The sequence below is a fragment of the Ruegeria atlantica genome (assembly GCF_947495585.1).
Classification (GTDB): domain Bacteria; phylum Pseudomonadota; class Alphaproteobacteria; order Rhodobacterales; family Rhodobacteraceae; genus Ruegeria; species Ruegeria atlantica_G.
Map to the genome: position 1 here is coordinate 88,226 of NZ_CANLZK010000012.1, position 16,196 is coordinate 104,421.

General features: G+C 58.9%; 17 protein-coding genes. 3 read left to right on the forward strand and 14 right to left on the reverse strand.

Annotated elements, in window-relative coordinates; genetic code table 11:
* Window positions 1-8 precede the first annotated feature (8 nt).
* Complete coding sequence (locus tag QMP16_RS18120) at window positions 9-341, forward strand: DUF1992 domain-containing protein (protein WP_282153522.1); 333 nt, start codon at window positions 9-11, stop codon at window positions 339-341.
* On the opposite strand, the gene QMP16_RS18125 is transcribed toward QMP16_RS18120, so the two are convergent.
* The 3 genes from QMP16_RS18125 to QMP16_RS18135 form a co-directional block, all read right to left on the reverse strand.
* Entirely contained in the window at window positions 338-709 is a 372-nt protein-coding gene (locus tag QMP16_RS18125) for a VOC family protein (protein ID WP_282153523.1), read from the reverse strand. The two genes, QMP16_RS18120 and QMP16_RS18125, sit on opposite strands and share 4 nt — an antisense overlap.
* Window positions 706-1,488: a crotonase/enoyl-CoA hydratase family protein gene (locus QMP16_RS18130; protein ID WP_282153524.1), complete on the reverse strand. Its 783-nt coding sequence runs from the start codon at window positions 1,486-1,488 to the stop codon at window positions 706-708. The genes QMP16_RS18125 and QMP16_RS18130 overlap by 4 nt, the downstream gene beginning before the upstream one ends.
* Window positions 1,489-1,553: 65 nt before the next feature.
* Window positions 1,554-2,624, reverse strand: a complete 1,071-nt coding sequence (locus QMP16_RS18135; protein ID WP_282153525.1) for an SMP-30/gluconolactonase/LRE family protein — start codon at window positions 2,622-2,624, stop codon at window positions 1,554-1,556.
* 95 nt (window positions 2,625-2,719) lie between these two features.
* Between QMP16_RS18135 and QMP16_RS18140 the strand changes: the two genes are divergently transcribed.
* Window positions 2,720-3,820: a pyridoxal phosphate-dependent aminotransferase gene (locus tag QMP16_RS18140; RefSeq protein ID WP_282153526.1), complete on the forward strand. Its 1,101-nt coding sequence runs from the start codon at window positions 2,720-2,722 to the stop codon at window positions 3,818-3,820.
* Here the strand turns inward: QMP16_RS18140 and QMP16_RS18145 are convergent.
* The 6 genes from QMP16_RS18145 to QMP16_RS18170 all read right to left on the reverse strand — a co-directional run bounded on the left by QMP16_RS18145 (window position 3,817) and on the right by QMP16_RS18170 (window position 12,600).
* Window positions 3,817-5,013, reverse strand: coding sequence for a pyridoxal-phosphate-dependent aminotransferase family protein (locus QMP16_RS18145; protein ID WP_282153527.1), 1,197 nt, complete (start codon window positions 5,011-5,013; stop codon window positions 3,817-3,819). The two genes, QMP16_RS18140 and QMP16_RS18145, sit on opposite strands and share 4 nt — an antisense overlap.
* 51 nt (window positions 5,014-5,064) lie before the next feature.
* On the reverse strand, window positions 5,065-5,697 hold the full coding sequence (locus tag QMP16_RS18150; protein ID WP_058272242.1) for a bifunctional 4-hydroxy-2-oxoglutarate aldolase/2-dehydro-3-deoxy-phosphogluconate aldolase: 633 nt from the start codon (window positions 5,695-5,697) through the stop codon (window positions 5,065-5,067).
* Window positions 5,698-5,700: 3 nt separating this feature from the next.
* Window positions 5,701-7,506 carry a phosphogluconate dehydratase gene (gene edd / locus QMP16_RS18155; RefSeq protein ID WP_282153528.1) on the reverse strand — a complete coding sequence of 602 codons (1,806 nt, stop codon included), beginning with the start codon at window positions 7,504-7,506 and terminating at the stop codon, window positions 5,701-5,703.
* 2 nt (window positions 7,507-7,508) lie between these two features.
* Window positions 7,509-8,954 carry a glucose-6-phosphate dehydrogenase gene (zwf, locus tag QMP16_RS18160; protein WP_282153529.1) on the reverse strand — a complete coding sequence of 482 codons (1,446 nt, stop codon included), beginning with the start codon at window positions 8,952-8,954 and terminating at the stop codon, window positions 7,509-7,511.
* Window positions 8,955-9,071: 117 nt separating this feature from the next.
* Window positions 9,072-11,315, reverse strand: coding sequence for a phosphoenolpyruvate--protein phosphotransferase (gene ptsP, locus QMP16_RS18165; RefSeq protein WP_113790526.1), 2,244 nt, complete (start codon window positions 11,313-11,315; stop codon window positions 9,072-9,074).
* A gap of 46 nt (window positions 11,316-11,361) precedes the next feature.
* On the reverse strand, window positions 11,362-12,600 hold the full coding sequence (locus QMP16_RS18170) for an aspartate kinase (protein WP_058272246.1): 1,239 nt from the start codon (window positions 12,598-12,600) through the stop codon (window positions 11,362-11,364).
* Window positions 12,601-12,765: 165 nt separating this feature from the next.
* Between QMP16_RS18170 and QMP16_RS18175 the strand changes: the two genes are divergently transcribed.
* Window positions 12,766-13,119 (forward strand): hypothetical protein, encoded by a 354-nt coding sequence (locus tag QMP16_RS18175; RefSeq protein ID WP_058272247.1) that lies wholly within the window; start codon window positions 12,766-12,768, stop codon window positions 13,117-13,119.
* Here the strand turns inward: QMP16_RS18175 and QMP16_RS18180 are convergent.
* The 5 genes from QMP16_RS18180 to QMP16_RS18200 all read right to left on the reverse strand — a co-directional run bounded on the left by QMP16_RS18180 (window position 13,113) and on the right by QMP16_RS18200 (window position 16,149).
* The gene (locus tag QMP16_RS18180; RefSeq protein WP_282153530.1) at window positions 13,113-13,751 is read right to left on the reverse strand and encodes an SDR family NAD(P)-dependent oxidoreductase; all 639 of its coding nucleotides are present in this window, start codon (window positions 13,749-13,751) and stop codon (window positions 13,113-13,115) included. The two genes, QMP16_RS18175 and QMP16_RS18180, sit on opposite strands and share 7 nt — an antisense overlap.
* 3 nt (window positions 13,752-13,754) lie before the next feature.
* A complete protein-coding gene (locus tag QMP16_RS18185) occupies window positions 13,755-14,198 on the reverse strand; it encodes a DUF1178 family protein (protein ID WP_108861745.1) in 444 nt (147 codons plus the stop codon).
* Window positions 14,199-14,269: 71 nt separating this feature from the next.
* Window positions 14,270-14,734, reverse strand: a complete 465-nt coding sequence (locus QMP16_RS18190; protein ID WP_282153531.1) for an NUDIX hydrolase — start codon at window positions 14,732-14,734, stop codon at window positions 14,270-14,272.
* Between the two features lie 124 nt (window positions 14,735-14,858).
* Window positions 14,859-15,602, reverse strand: coding sequence for an EcsC family protein (locus tag QMP16_RS18195; RefSeq protein ID WP_282153532.1), 744 nt, complete (start codon window positions 15,600-15,602; stop codon window positions 14,859-14,861).
* Between the two features lie 52 nt (window positions 15,603-15,654).
* Window positions 15,655-16,149: a GNAT family N-acetyltransferase gene (locus QMP16_RS18200; protein WP_058276957.1), complete on the reverse strand. Its 495-nt coding sequence runs from the start codon at window positions 16,147-16,149 to the stop codon at window positions 15,655-15,657.
* Window positions 16,150-16,196 lie beyond the last annotated feature (47 nt).

The window sequence follows — 16,196 nt, forward strand, 5'->3', positions numbered from 1 at the left end:
ACGAACCTATGTTTGGATCGCTCGGAAAACTGGTCGAACGCCAGATCAAAAAGGCGCAAGCCGAAGGTCAGCTAGAGGGGCTGGAGGGCGAAGGCCAGCCGCTGCCTGACCGTTCGTCCGAGGCTCAGACCGATCCGGCCGTCGCCGCCGGTCATCGGATCATGGCGCAAGCAGGCGTTCTGCCCGAAGAGTTCAGCATCAAGAAAGAATTAGTTGCCGCCCGCAAAACCTATGCGTCGCAGTCCGATGCTGACGAGCGTAAAGTGACTATGGCTAAGATCGCCGAGCTTGAGATGCGATACAATATGGCCCGTGATGCACGACGGGCTTTTATGCGTTAATTGCCGGGTGCAAATGCCCTGCTGGACACGGAAATCGAGTTTCCTGACGGGTCCTTGGCATTCGCGAAACCGTAGCCATCCGCCTTGTGGATCGGACCGAATTTCAGCCCGTGCTGCGCGGCTTGTTTGCAAAACTCGGCAACGTCCGCGACATCAAAAACGATTTTGACCGCCGCTTGCCCCTGACGGGTGGCCTTGCTGGCCGGATGCAACAACAGGCGCAACCCGTCACCGTCAGGCACAAGATCTACAATCCGGTCCCCTTTGAGTCGGCGCGCTACATAGCCAAAATGCGTCTCATAGAAATGCACCATCTTCTCGATATCCTTGGCGTACAGGATCAATCGTGTGACAGATGGCCAGATCATTTGAACTCTGGTTTGCGACCTTGCAAATTCGCCGCGATGACTTCCATCTGGTCCGGTTTGCCGATCAGTTCCGCCTGCTCTGACGACTCCTCCAGCAGCACCTCTGTGCGGGGTTTGGCTTCCGCAACCTCGATCAGGCGCTTGGCCGCGCGGATGGCCGAAGGGCTTTGGCCCGCAATGTCCTCAGCCAAGGCCAATGCCTCGGTCAGCGGGTCATCCGACAGCTTGGTAACCAGCCCCCAGTCCGCTGCCTGCGCGGCACCGATGGGGCGGGCCGAATAGGTCAACAGGCGTAAAACGTCCGACCGGACCAGCTTTGGCAGCAAAACCATACCGCCCATGTCGGGGATCAGACCCCATTTCATCTCCATTACGGCGAGTTTAGCCTCGGGATGTGCTATCCGGATGTCAGCGCCCAGCGCAAGTTGCAAACCGCCGCCATAAGCAACACCCTGAATGGCACAAATGACGGGAACGGGCACGCGTTGCCAAACCAAGGCAACTTCCTGCACTTCATTGGCGTCCTTGTGGCTGCGGGTCATCAACCATTCGGTCGGGTCCGTTTGCGCCATGCTCGCAAAGCTGGCCATGTCCAGACCCGCGCAAAAGCTTTTGCCTTCACCCGATAGCACCACCGCACGGGTATCCGAGGCAGCGACCTCCTGCCCCGCAGAAATGATGGCCTTTATCATCGCATCATCCAGCGCATTCATCTTGTCGCCGCGCGTCAGAGTTACGTGCGCGATGTGATTTTTGTATTCGACGGATACTCGTGACATCTCAGGCCTCTCAATTCCGGTTAGGGGTACAATGCCCCGATGGATCAGGCAGTTCCACCTAAACGTTAGGGCAGATTTGACGCAGGCATGCGCCCGAACCAGGGCGAATCCAATGTCATGACGTAGAAATGTCCCCCGGCCAACTTGCCACCCGTGGTGATGCCCAGCCGACCCCCGGGGTCTTGCAAGGTCTGCAGGATGTTCCCGTCGCCGTCAAACTGCACCATCATCCCGCGATGGATCGGCGCAGGCCGCACCGTCGGCCCCAGTCGCCAGATCACCTTGCGCAGGAACGGGTATGGCATCAGTGCCTCGCTTGGCACGCGCGGGCTGGCAAAAGCCATCCAATACGTACCATCACCCTGTGCCTCGATGTTGTCGGGATAGCCTGGGAGATTGTCCATCAGGACCTCTTGCTGCCCGGCCTTCGGGCCGGTCAACCAAAGCTTGTGCACCCGGGCGCGCCCGGTTTCGGCGATCAGCAGAAAATCCTCACCTGGCGACAACGCGACGCCGTTTGTGTAGACAAAGCCTTCGGCCAGTTTCTCGGTCGTGCCATCGGGCGCGTGGCGGGCAACGTAACCTGTGTCCGATTGCTCCCAGATGGTCAGTACCGAAGTCGGTTTGGTCCCGCCCATCGTTTCGGGATCGAACCGATCGGACGAGTTTGAGAAATAGATCGTCCCGTCCTTCGCCACGTCCAATTGATTTGCATAGATCACCGGCGCGCCGTTTATCTCGGACACCACTGGCTGCAGCGTACCGGGGCCGGTCCAGCGCATGATGCCTCGGAAGCTGTCGGCGATGTAAAGCACCCCATCCGGACCGACCGTCAGGCCCAAGGGACGACCGCCGAGGTCGTCAACTTTCACCGGGACCTCGCCGTCTATCCGGTATAGAGCCCCGGACAGGCTGGTCGTGTAGACGGACCCGTCGGGCATGATGGCAATGTCTTCGGGGCCTTTCTCACCGTCAGGCAACGAGATCAGTTCCAGCTGGTCCAACGTATTGTTCTCCGCGAAGTCACCAGTGAAACCCGGTGCTTCGGGTGGGGTCCATGCCACCGGTTGAACCGGGACCGGCCAGAAAACCAGATAGGCGAGGCCGACAATCAACAAGCCCAAAACAATGCGCATGCGCGCTCCTCCCTTTAATCGTTACGCGAACAATGCGGAGCAGCATTCTGCAACGCAAGCTTGCCTGTCGTATGACCTTACGTTTATCTGCCCCCATGACAGAGCCACGCTATACCCCGCTTGCCAAATCCCTGCCTGCAACCGTGCCGTTTGTTGGCCCCGAAACGCAGGAACGCCAGCGTGGCGCGCCATTTGTGGCGCGGCTGGGCGCAAATGAAAGCGTGTTTGGACCCTCTCCGCACGCCATAGCGGCAATGGCAGAAACGGGGATCTGGATGTATGGCGATCCGGAAAACCACGATCTGCGCGCTGCATTGGCGGATCACCATGGAATCGGGCCGGAAAACATCGTGGTTGGCGAAGGCATCGACGGGCTGTTGGGTTACCTGGTGCGGCTACTGGTCGGATCCGGAGACGCGGTTGTCACCTCAGAAGGGGCATACCCGACCTTCAACTACCATGTGACGGGGTTCGGCGGAACGCTCCACAAAGTGCCGTATCGCGACGACCACGAGGATCCGGCGGCGCTGTTTGCCAAGGCGGGTGAAGTGGATGCCAAGCTGGTGTATCTGGCCAATCCTGACAACCCGATGGGTAGCTGGCATTCCGGAGCGGATATCGTGGCGGCGCTGGACGATCTGCCCGACGGGAGTCTGCTTGTATTGGACGAGGCCTATGTGGAATGTGCGCCTGAAGGCACCGCCGCCCCTGTGGCAGCAGACGATCCGCGGGTGATCCGGATGCGAACTTTTTCCAAGGTGTACGGCATGGCGGGCGCGCGGGTTGGCTATGCCATCGGCGCACCCGGCCTGATTTCAGCCTTCAATAAGGTGCGCAACCATTTCGGGATGAACCGAGCCGCGCAGGCCGGTGCGCTGGCCGCACTGAATGATGCCGAGTGGCTAAATCATGTTCAGACCAAGATTACCGAAGCGCGTGACCGGATTGGCCATATTGCACGAGAGAATGGTTTGGCCCCCTTGCCCTCGGCCACCAACTTCGTTGCCATTGATTGCGGGAAGGATGGGGCCTTTGCCAAGGCGGTTCTGGACTCGCTGGTTGCGCAGGGCATTTTCGTGCGTATGCCCTTTGCCGCACCGCAAAACCGCTGCCTCCGCGTCAGCTGTGGCGAGGCAGCCGATCTGGATGCCTTTGCCACAGCATTGCCAAAAGCGCTTGCCGAGGCGGGGCGTTAGGTCTTCGACGCAAGCACCGCAGCTGCAGCGTCTAACGCGCCTTTGCCGCGAGGGATATCCAGCGCGGCCAAGGCTGTTTCCACACCGCCCAAAGTAGCCATAACCATCTGGCCATTGACGTGACCCATATGGCCAAGACGGAAGCATCCTTCCCAGTCGTCCATCCCCAGACCAATACCAAGGGTCAACCCCAGTTGGTTTTCAGTGAACTCGCGCAATGGCGTGCCGCGCCCCTCGGTCAGTCGCAAGGCGGTGACAGCGTGGCTGCGATGTTGACGCTCCGCAACATTCAGATGCAGCGCGTCACCTTGCGCCCAGGTTTCACATGCTTCCCAGATGGCCGCGGCTAGCCTCTCGTGCCGCGCCCAAACCTGTTCCATCCCCTCGGCATGGATCATGTCTAAGGCTGCGCGCAAACCGTAGAGGTGATGGGTCGGTGCGGTGCCGTTGAAATACTGATAGAACAGGTCGGGGTTGGATCGTGGCTGCCAGTCCCAATACTGCGAAACTCGTGGCATAGCGGCCCGTTTGGCCTGTGCCTTGTCATTGAAGAAGACAAAGCCGGTGCCAGCGGGTGTCATCAGCCCCTTCTGACAGGCCGTAACCGTGACGTCGACGCCCCAGGCATCCATTTCGAACCGGTCACACCCCAGCGAGGCAATGCAATCCGCCATCAAAAGCGCCGGGTGGTCCAGATCGTCCAACAAGGCGCGTAGTGCTGGAATGTCGTTCCGGATTGAGCTTGACGTGTCCACATGAACGGCCAGTACCGCCTTGATCATGTGGGCTTTGTCGTCACGCAATGCCTCGGCAATACGGTAAAAATCCCACGCCGAGGACGAGCCGAAGTCGATCAATTGAACCTTGGCGCCGATACCCTCGGCCATCTCGGCCCAGCCATGGGTAAATCGGCCAGATGCGGGGGCTAGAACCGTTTCACCGGGTGCGATGACGTTGGACAGCGCGGCTTCCCACGTTCCGTGGCCGTTAGAGATATAGATAGCAACATTATGCTCGGTCCGCGCCACGCGACACAGATCGCGGGTCAGCGACGGCATCATCTCGATCAGCTCGCCCTCGTAGATATTCGGTGACGGGCGGTGCATGGCCTGCAACACCGCGTCTGGAATGACCGAAGGTCCTGGAATCGCCAGATATTCGCGCCCTTGCGCCAGGGAAATGGAGTTTGTCATGGGATCAACCTGTATGAATTGTCGCCCACCCTAGCGCAGCTTTAGGCGGCGTCAATCCATCAGCTTGGAGGCCGCGCGCGCAAGGTTTTCGATACCGGCCCAATCCCCATCAATGACCATCTTTTTCGGCGCAACCCAGCTTCCTCCCGCGCAAACCACATTGGACAAGGACAGGTAATCCTTTGCATTTTCGGGCGACACACCACCGGTCGGGCAAAACTTGATTTGCGGCAACGGCGCGCCGATCGCCTTCAACGCCGGTGCACCACCCGATGCTTCGGCCGGGAAGAACTTGAGCATGTCATAGCCCTTTTCCAACAGACGCATCGCCTCACTGGCTGTGGCGGCGCCGGGCAACAAGGGCAGGCCTTCGGCCTCGCAGGCCGCGATCAGAATGTCGGTGGCACCGGGCGAGACCCCGAATTGCGCGCCTGCTTCTTTCGCGGCGCGCACATCTTCGGGCGTCACCAAAGTTCCTGCGCCGACGACCCCGCCCGGCACATCCGCCATCGCGCGGATCGCGTCCAGCGCGGCGGGGGTGCGCAGAGTAACCTCAAGCGCGGGCAGGCCACCTGCGACAAGCGCCTCGGCCAATGGGCGCGCCTGAGCCGCGTCATCGACGACAAGGACAGGAACAATGGGCGCAAGTGCGCAGATTTCGCGCGTGCGTTGGGTTTTGGACATAGGTCAAACTCCGAAAATACTGGCGCCGGTGTCTGCTGATCCGACATTTTGGCGGAAGGTAGCGAACAGGTCGCGCCCTACGCCGTGTTGGTTGGCCGACAGATCAGCGGTGGCGGGTGTACGGTCCAGAACCCCAGGGGTCAGAATCTCCAACTCACCCTTCACCGCATCGACGCGCAAGATGTCGCCATCCTGCAGGTAAGCGATCGGCCCGCCATCCAGCGCCTCGGGACAGATGTGGATCGCCGCAGGGACTTTTCCAGACGCGCCGGACATACGACCATCGGTTACAAGCGCCACCTTTTGCCCACGGCCCTGCAAGATCGACAGGATCGGCGTCAGCGAGTGTAGCTCGGGCATGCCATTTGCTTTGGGTCCCTGGAACCGGACAACAACGATGACGTCGCCGGTGAACTCTCCGGCCTTGAACGCGGCTTTTGCTTCGTCCTGATCATGGAACACGCGTACAGGCGCTTCGACAACCTGATGTTCCGGGGCGACGGCCGAAACCTTCATCACGCCGGTGCCCAAATTGCCAGTCAGGCGCGACAACCCACCAGTGGGTTGGAACGGGTCTTTCGCCGGGCGGACGATTTTTTCGTTCAGGCTTTGGCCAGCCCCGTCTTCCCAAACCAGCTCACCGTTCTTCAGCTTCGGTTCTTTGGTATAATTCTGCAGACCCTGGCCCGCGACGGTTAGAGTGTCGGGGTGCAGCAGTCCGTCTTCCAGTAGCGTTCCAATGCAGTACCCAAGACCACCCGCTGCGTGGAAGTGGTTCACGTCTGCCAGACCGTTCGGATAAACCCGCGCAACCAGAGGCACCACGGCGGAAATGTCAGAAAAATCCTGCCAATCCAGTACGATACCACCTGCGCGCGCCATAGCGATCAGATGAATCAGCAAGTTGGTCGACCCACCCGTGGCCATCAGACCCACGATGCCGTTCACAAACGCCCGCTCATCCAAAACCTGATAGGCCGGCGTATAATGGTTGCCCAGCGCGCTCAGCGACAGGGCGCGGCGCGCGCCCTCCTCGGTCAGTGCGTCCCGCAGAGGCGTGTTGGGATTCACAAAGCTGGAGCCCGGCAGGTGCAGGCCCATGAATTCCATCAGCATCTGATTGGTGTTCGCGGTGCCATAAAAAGTACAAGTGCCCGGTCCGTGATACGCGGCCATTTCAGCGGCCATAAGCTCGTCGCGGCCGATCTCTCCTGCGGCAAATTTCTGGCGAATCTTGGCTTTTTCATCGTTGGGCAGACCGCTGGTCATCGGTCCGGCTGGAAGGAAAACAGCGGGCAGGTGGCCGAACGCCTGTGCGCCGATAATCAAACCGGGCACGATCTTGTCACAAACGCCCAGGAAAACGGCCGCATCATAGGTGTTATGGCTCAGCGCCACTCCGGTCGCCAGGGCAATCACGTCACGCGAAAACAGAGACAACTCCATCCCCGCCTCGCCTTGGGTGACGCCGTCACACATGGCTGGCACGCCACCCGCAACTTGTGCGGTGCCACCTGCCGCTCGGATCGCGTCACGGATCAGTGCGGGATAACGCTCGAACGGCTGGTGGGCGGAAAGCATGTCGTTATAGGCGGTGACGATGCCCAGATTACCGGCCGTATCAGTGGCCATAGCTTGCTGATCCTCACCCGCACCGGCATAGGCATGGGCTTGACCGCTGCAAGACAAATGCGCCCGCGCCGGTCCCTTGGATCGGGCATGTTCCATACGTTCAATATGCGGGCCGCGCAGTTCGGCGCTGCGGTCGATGATGCGTTGAGTGACGTCGGTGATGACTGAATGTACCATGATTACCCTCCGATCTGACGCCAGCGGCGCCCATCGCGATGCATCAGCATCAGTGCTTCTTCTGGGCCGGAACTGCCCTGATCATATTTCGCGGGGCGATCTCCACGCTCTTCCCAACTGTGAATAATGGGATCAACCCAGGCCCAGGCGGCTTCGGCTTCGTCGCCGCGCATAAACAGGGTTTGGTCGCCACGAATGACATCCATGATCAGTCGTTCATAGGCGTCCGGCGATTGCGCCTCATCCCCAAGCGCCTCGGCAAAACTCATGTCCAGCGCAACATCTGACAGGCGGAACCCGCCCTGTCCCGGTTCTTTGATTGTTGTACGCAGGGTAATACCTTCGTCCGGTTGCAGGCGAATCACCAGCACGTTGCCGTGCAGCGGGCCGACATTGGGGAAGATCGTATGCGGCGGATCCCGGAAAAACACCGCGATTTCGGATTCGCGAGCCCGCAGGCGTTTTCCAGTTCGCAAATAGAACGGCACACTGGCCCAGCGCCAGTTGCCGATATGAGCCTTAAGAGCGATGTAGCTTTCGGTGCGGCTCGCGGGGTTGCCAACATGATCCAAATAACCGTCGCCGCCCTTGCTCGAACGATATTGACCGCGTGCGATGTCAGACGGCGCAACGGGCTCCAGCGCCTCGATCACCTTGACTTTCTCATCACGCACGGCGTTGGGCGAAAATTTGGACGGAGGTTCCATCGCAGTCAGGCACAATAGCTGAACCAGATGGTTCTGCACCATGTCCCGCATCGCACCGGACTGATCGTAATAGGCTCCGCGCCCTTCGACGCCAACAGTCTCTGCCACTGTAATCTGAACATGATCGACATGCGTCGCGTTCCAGAGAGGTTCGAACAGGGAATTGGCAAAGCGCAGCGCCATGAGGTTCTGCACCGTTTCCTTTCCCAAATAGTGGTCGATCCGATATATCTGATGCTCTTCAAAGCAGGCTCGCAGCCCGGAGTTCAGCGCCTTAGCCGAGGCGAGGTCGTGGCCAAATGGCTTTTCGACCACGATACGGCTGTCAGGCGTCGCCATACCATGATCGCTGAGCCTTTTTGCGATGCCAGAGAAAAGGTTGGGGCCAACTGACAGGTAGAAAGCGCGTACAACGTCAGGACGCAAGGTATTGGCAAGGTCTTTCCAACCTAAGTCTCCCAGTGCGTCAACGGGAACATACTCAACATGGCTTAGAAACTGATCCAGAACGTCCTTTTTGAACGCAGGTGCGAACTCTTTCATCGAGGCGCGTATTTGGTCCCGGAACCCGTCGCTGTCCATGTCGGACCGCGCCGTGCCGATGATCTTTGCGTCTTCGGGCATCTGGCCAACTTCAAACCGATGATAGAGCCCGGGCAAGATCTTGCGCTGCGCCAGATCGCCGGTCGCGCCGAATAGCACCAGATCGAACGGGTCTACCGGGATTACGCGTGAAACCATCTATGGGCTCCTTCAAATCTGCTGGCATCACTCAGGCGCAGTTATCACTGGTCCTTGTGATGCAAGCATTGTTATCGCTAACATTCAGCCACTGAATAGGGAAGCGCAACTGGAAAATCAACCCTGATTCCGCAACCACTCCATTACCGAGGATCGAACCGATTGGTCTCCACGATGGCGGGCGTCAGCGATGATCTTACGCAGTGACTGCAGATCGGCGCGCAACAGCACGCTTTTGACCGGGCCAATCGACGCCGGGCGCATGGATAAGGTCCGAATACCCATGGCTGCCAGACAAAGCGCCTCAACCGGTCGCCCGGCATCCTCGCCACAGAAAGACAACGGCGTGTTCGAGATATTGCAGCGTTCGACAATCCGTTCGATGAAGGTCAGGAAGCTGACATTCAGCGTGTCATAGCGTCGGCGCACCAGCTCGTTTTCGCGGTCAGCGGCAAAAAAGAACTGTTTCAGGTCGTTGCCCCCGATCGAGACGAAATCGACCTCGTCAAAGAACTTCTGCGGAGCAAAGGCGAGAGACGGCGTTTCCAGCATTGCGCCAACTTCGATCGATTCTGGAAGCACATGACCAAGGCGCTTTTCGCGTTCGATGGTCTTGTTCACTTCCCAACGTGCCTCACGGTATTCTTCGGCCTGCGCCACAAACGGGAACATGATCGTTAAAGGCCGCCCATTGGCTGCACGCATCAACGCCTGCAACTGCATCCGCATAACGCCGCGCTTGTCCAGACCAACGCGAATAGCGCGCCAGCCCAAAGCCGGGTTCGGCTCTTCTACATGTTTCATATAGGGCAGAACTTTATCCGACCCGATATCCAGTGTGCGGAACACCACGCGCATGTCGCCAGCAGCATCCATGACGCGCTGATATTGTGTCACAAGCTCGGACCGCTTGGGCATCTGATTGCGGATCAGGAACTGAAGCTCGGTGCGGAACAGGCCCACACCCTCGGCCCCTGAATTGCCCAGCGACGGCAGATCCGCCATCAGGCCCGCGTTCATAACCAGATTGATCCGTTCACCATCGCGCGTCACTGTCGGAGTATCGCGGATCGAGGCATAGCGTTCCTGCGCTTTGGCCTGCATTGCGATTTTATCGCGAAACGCGGAGACAACCGTATCTTCCGGACGTAGTTGGACCATACCCTGATCGCCATCGACCAGAATATGATCTCCGTTCAATGCCTCTGTGGTGATGTGCCCAACGTGAACCACCAGTGGAATTGCCAGGGCGCGAGCCACAATCGTGGCGTGGCTACCGACCGAGCCTTCCTCAAGAACGATCCCTTTCAACGAGCGACCATATTCCAGCAGATCCCCTGGCCCGATATTTCGGGCAACCAGGATCGGATCGGGTGGCAGGTCGGCCCCGTTGGTGCCCCCCTGCCCGGTCAGGATACGCAGCAGCCGGTTGCTGAGGTCATCCAGATCTGCCAGCCGTTCCCGCAGATAGGGGTCGGTAACCTGCCCCATGCGCGCCCTCGCTTGCGACTGTTCTTTCTCAACCGCCGCTTCGGCGCTAAGGCCCAGGGCAATGTCCTCTTCCATCCGGCGCATCCAGCCTTTGGAATTGGCGAACATGCGATAGGCTTCCAGAACCTGCAATTGTTCCTTGTCACCGCCCTGCGAAATCTCAAGCATCTTGTCGACGCCCACGCGCAGTTCATCCACGGCCTCGTTCAAACGTTCACGTTCGCGGTGGGGATCGTCAGCAATCGGGTTGGTGACGACAACACGGGGTTCATGCAACCAGACATGCCCTTCGGCAGATCCTTCCTGTGCTGGTCCCCCCTCAAATTGCACCGATTGCTGGTGCCGAGGTGAAAGCGCTGCGCCCTCGCCCACAAAGGCACCAAGCTCGGTCATTTCGGCCAAGACCATGGCGACCACTTCCAGCGCATAGACCTCGTCAGCAGAATACACGCGTGCATCACGGGATTGCACGACCAGTACGCCCAGCTTTTCACCCAAACGTTGGATCGGCACCCCGATGAAGGACGAGAACCTCTCTTCGCCGGTTTCCGGCATGTACCGAAACCCTTTGGTTGAAGGCGCGTCTGCTGTGTTCACAACCTTGCCGGATTGCGCAACATGACCCACAAGCCCTTCACCCAACCGCATACGTGTCTTGTGAACCGCCTCTGGCGACAACCCTTCAGTCGCGCAAAGCTCAAGGGTGTCGGCATCCCGGAACAGGTAAATCGAGCACACCTCGGCCCGAATACTGTCGGCAATCAGATGGGTGATCCGGTCAAGACGTTCCTGACCGGCGGCTTCGCTCGCCATCTCTTCGCGCAGCCGCCCCAGCAGCTTGCGGGATTCAGTTTCGGTGCCTTCCGCCATATCCCACCCAAATTACGGAATCAGGCGAGACCTTTGGCTGAAATGCTCAGGCCGCCTTGTCCAATTCAAAGGCATCATGCAGTGCCTGAACAGCAAGTTCCATGTATTTCCTGTCGACTAGGACGGAAATTTTTATCTCGGAGGTTGTAATGACCTTGATGTTGATCCCCTCATCCGAGAGTATCTTGAACATCTTGGCCGCCACGCCCGACTGCGAGCGCATACCGATACCCACGACCGAGACCTTGCAGACATCCTGATCCGCGACCAGTTCGGCATAATTCAGCTCACCCGCATCCTTGATCGCCAGCAATGCCTGTTCGGCGCGGGCCACCTGATCGGTGGGGCAGGAAAAGGTCATGTCCGTGCGCCCTTCGTCCGAGATGTTCTGCACGATCATATCGACATTCACGCCCGCATCGCTAAGCGCGGTAAAAATGATCGACGCGATGCCCGGGCGGTCAGCCACCGAGACAACGGTCATCTTGGCTTCGTCGCGGGAATAGGCCACACCGGCCACAACATTGGATTCCATGATATCCTCCTCATCGCAGACCAGCGTACCAGCCTCGTCGGATTGTTCCTCAAAACTTGAGAGAACGCGCAGTTTCACCTTATACCGCATCGCCAATTCGACCGAGCGGGTTTGCAGCACCTTTGCCCCCAGCGAGGCCAATTCCAGCATTTCCTCGAACGAAATACGGTCCAGCTTGCGTGCCTTCTCGCAGATGCGCGGGTCGGTGGTATAGACACCGTCAACATCCGTGTAGATGTCGCACCGCTCGGCACCGAAGGCGGCGGCAAATGCCACGGCGGTGGTGTCCGACCCACCCCGGCCCAAGGTCGTGATACGGCCTTCGGGGCTGATGCCCTGGAACCCGGCGACAACGGCAACCTTCATGCCCTCGCCAAACTTCTGGTTCAGGTTATCGGTCGGAATTTCTTCGATCCGGGCCTGGCTGTGGGCGCTGGTGGTCATCAGCGGAACCTGCCAGCCCTGCCAACTGCGTGCCGGGACATCCATTTCCTGCAGCGTCAACGCCATCAGACCAGCCGTGATATTCTCACCCGAGGAAACAACGGCATCATATTCACGCGCATCATATAGCGGTGAAGTTTCATCGACCCAGCCCACAAGCTCGTTCGTCTTGCCGGACATGGCCGACACGATGACGATCACGTCATAGCCCTTCGCCACTTCGACGCCGATGCGCTTGGCTGCGCGGCGGATACGGTCAAGGTTGGCCACCGAAGTGCCGCCAAATTTCATCACGAGTAAGGGCATGGGGGCAAGTGTCTCCGCGCCTTGGATTTCTGGTCCCGTGCGTCTTATGCGAGGGGGGCCGCAAGGGCAAGAGTTCAAAACCAGTCGGATGGCCGCACCTGATCGCTTTACAACCGACCAAGAGGCTGTCAGCCTGCAACTCGCATTTATTCCCAGAGGTTCTCCATGATCCGCGCTGCCGCAGCCCTCGTCCTTTTATCCTCATCCGCCTTTGCACAGGTCTCAACGCTGGCTGCAACCGACGGCAAGAATGCACTGGGTACGGTGCCCTGTGCCAAAGGCGGAGCAGCGCTGAGCAGCTGCCACGCCGAGCTGCGCCACCATGACGACGGAACCACGACACTTGCTGTCGGATTGGGCGGCGCCGAAGTACGCAGCATCTATTTCACGGATGGCGTACCGACCTCCAGCAGCTCACCGGCCCGGATCAGTCACGAAACACGGGGTGACCTGACAGTGGTCTTCATCGACCCCGATGAAGTTTACGAAATCCCCACGGCAGCGCTGAAACGTCAATAATCGTGCGGCTGACCGTCCCAGGTTTCAAAACACCCGGTTGTGGCAAGTGACAATGCCCCAAAACGGTCAAGCAGCCCGTCGGCAGCCTGATCAACAGTGATCTCAGCCTGAGTGCCCCCCATATCCGTCTGCACCCAACCCGGATGATAGATACCCACGGCGACACCATCCGCGCGCAAATCCGTCGCCAGATTGCGCCCCAGATTCAGGGCCGCCGCTTTGGACGCACGATAGATATAGCTGCCACCGGGCGCGCGCGTATGCGACGCCATCTGGGACGACAGGATCGCAACCTTGCCTTTCGCGACCTGAAGATTGGGCAAAAGCGCCTGCACGGTCAGAAACACGCCCGTCACGTTGGTCGCAAAACTCTGCGCCCACATGTCGGCAGGATAGCCGTCTATGCCGTGGCCTTTGTCCAGATAGACCCCGGCGTTGCAGATCAACAGATCAACCGGACGACCCGCAAGCCCTTGTGCCATCGCGGCCTGCTGTTTCGGATCAGTCACATCCAGTACAAGCTGCGCACTGGAATCCCGGGCGGTTCCGGTAACGTCATGCCCCTGCACGCGGTAACGATCTGCCAGAGCTTGGCCAATTCCGCGATTAGCCCCGGTGATAACGATATGCATGGGTCAGTTCGTTTTACGGGTGGGTAGGAAAGGAAGCGGCGAAACCGGCACGCCGTCTTCGATCAGCGCTTTGGCCTCATCGGGCTTGGCTTCGCCATAGATCGCGCGTTCGGGCGCATCGCCCAAATGGATCTTACGCGCCTCTTTGGCAAAATCCTTACCGACATAGTCCGAGTTTTCCTCGACCTTGCGACGCAAATCCGCCAGCACCTTCTCGATGTCTGGCGACGGGGTCGCGACATCCACCTGTTTGCTTTGTGGTTCAGTTGTCTGGGCATTGCGGGCCGGACGAACGCGAGGGGTCATGATAGCCTTATCTACTTGCGCGTCACCACACACAACGCAGGTCACCATACCTGCGGAGGCGAGTTTGTCGTAAGCGGCGGCCGATTGAAACCAACTGTCAAATGTATGGTCGCGGCTGCATTTCAGCGAATATTGAATCATGGTCCGTCCATTTTCCGGTAGGCAAATAGATACCGACAGACATGGCAAGATCAAGCCCTTCGCAAGGCGAGTCAGTGTAGAATCGGGCCAAGACTGCGTAACAAATGGGACAGTTCCGGCGATTTCACCAGAGAGGCCGCTTTTTTGGGCGAAACCCACTTTCGCTTTCGTTGGGCCCGTTCAGGAAATTCAGGCGCAATCGACGTAACACAGAGGGGAAAGACATCCACCAGACACACCATAGGGTTCATACTCGAGCGGGATTTTAGGTATGTGAAACGGCCCATGGGCTTGTTTGCGCAATTGCCTTTAACCCCAGCCTCTTCCCAAGCTTCTCGTCTGGCGGTTTGCGACGGTGTCATATCCGCGATCAGCCAGCCCTTCGGTATGATCCAGCGCTTGGATTTGCGCGTTGTGATCAGCAAAACCCTGAGCTTTCCGTGTTTGATGCGATAGCAGAGCGCTGCCGATTGATGCTTAAGCCGCAGGTGCTGTTCGCTTCCCCGCTGACACGTCGGTTGCCTCGCACCGATCACGCCGCACCACCTTTCAAACTGCTTTCATCCTCAATCGCCGACCTTTGAGGTTTTTATACATTTAGCGGCCGGCTGGGGTCAGAATACCATATGGTGCGGTTTCTTCCAAGCATTTAGGTCGGTTTCAAACGCGGGCAGCCAGCTTCCGAACCAGATCTTCATGCGGGATATCGGCATCGATTGCCAGCCGCCGCAACCCGAAGTGAACGCGCGCCACCTGTTGATAATATCGGGTGTAGACATAGTTCATACCACCACCTGCGATCGCACCCAGAACCGGTATCGATTGCGCTGCCAGCTTCTGGCCCAGTACAATGGACAGTCGCGGCGCTACCGCTGAAATTAGCTTTTGCATCGCCGGGCCAGTCAACGTCAGGCGGACCGAAAAGAAGCCCAGATCTGCGCCATCGTCAAAAGACAGAGGTCCGGCTGCAGACAGGACGCGAACGCAATCAAATTTGACGCCTTCTTCGGACGGATCGAACCCTTCGCGGAACGCCGCGCCCTGAATGGCACGCAATAGCATGGCCGTTGTTGCAGGCAATTCCATCAGGGCAGTCGACACGCCACCCATGCCACCGGCCGCCCCCATCGCCGTTGCGACAGCCGTGTTCACCCATGGCTTTTGATCCGGAACGGCGCGACGCGAACCCTCGGCTGCGTGCATCGCTAGCCAAAGCGCCTGTTCGGTGGCCCCTGTCAGCCCCTCACGCACAGATACAGGAAGTTGTTCCAGTAGCGATTCCGCCGACCCCCCCAAACTGTTCAACAGTTTAACGCCGGGACCTCCGGCGGTTCTGTAATACTTGGCCAACCGATCCAATTCGGCATCGGTATCCAGCTTTTCGACTAGAAGCACGTCCTGCATATAAGCCCTCCTGACGTTAAACATCGGGGCTGAACGGCAGGGTTTCAATAGCTCAGCGCGTCCAGCGGGTCACCTCGCCACGCACATTCAACCATTCACCGGGGCTCAATTCCGCGCCTAAGACCCGGTCTGGGTTTGTTGGCGGGGGCATTTCCACACCGGAAAGTCGTGTGAACCCGAAACGCGCATAATAAGGCGCATCGCCCACCAGCATCGCCCTTTGCCAGCCTATTTCGCGACCGGCCTCAAGCCCCTGATGGATCAGGAATCCCCCCAGACCTTCGCCTTGATGGGTCGGGTGCACCGCCACGGGGCCCAGCAACAAAGCGTCGTGATCGCCCACATGCACGGGCCAGAAACGGATCGCCCCGGCCAGAATGCCCTGCCCGTCGCGCGCAACAAGCGAAAGGCCCGACACAGGTGGAACATCATCGCGCAGACGATACGAGGACAGCGCTTCACGCCCCGGCGCAAAGCACAGGTCGTAAAGTGCCTCGACCTCCCACCAATCATCCGGCTCCTCCGGCCTGATCACGAACTGCTGCACCCTGCCCTCTTTTCCTAGCTGGCAATCGCCCTAGCACTTCGGTACGC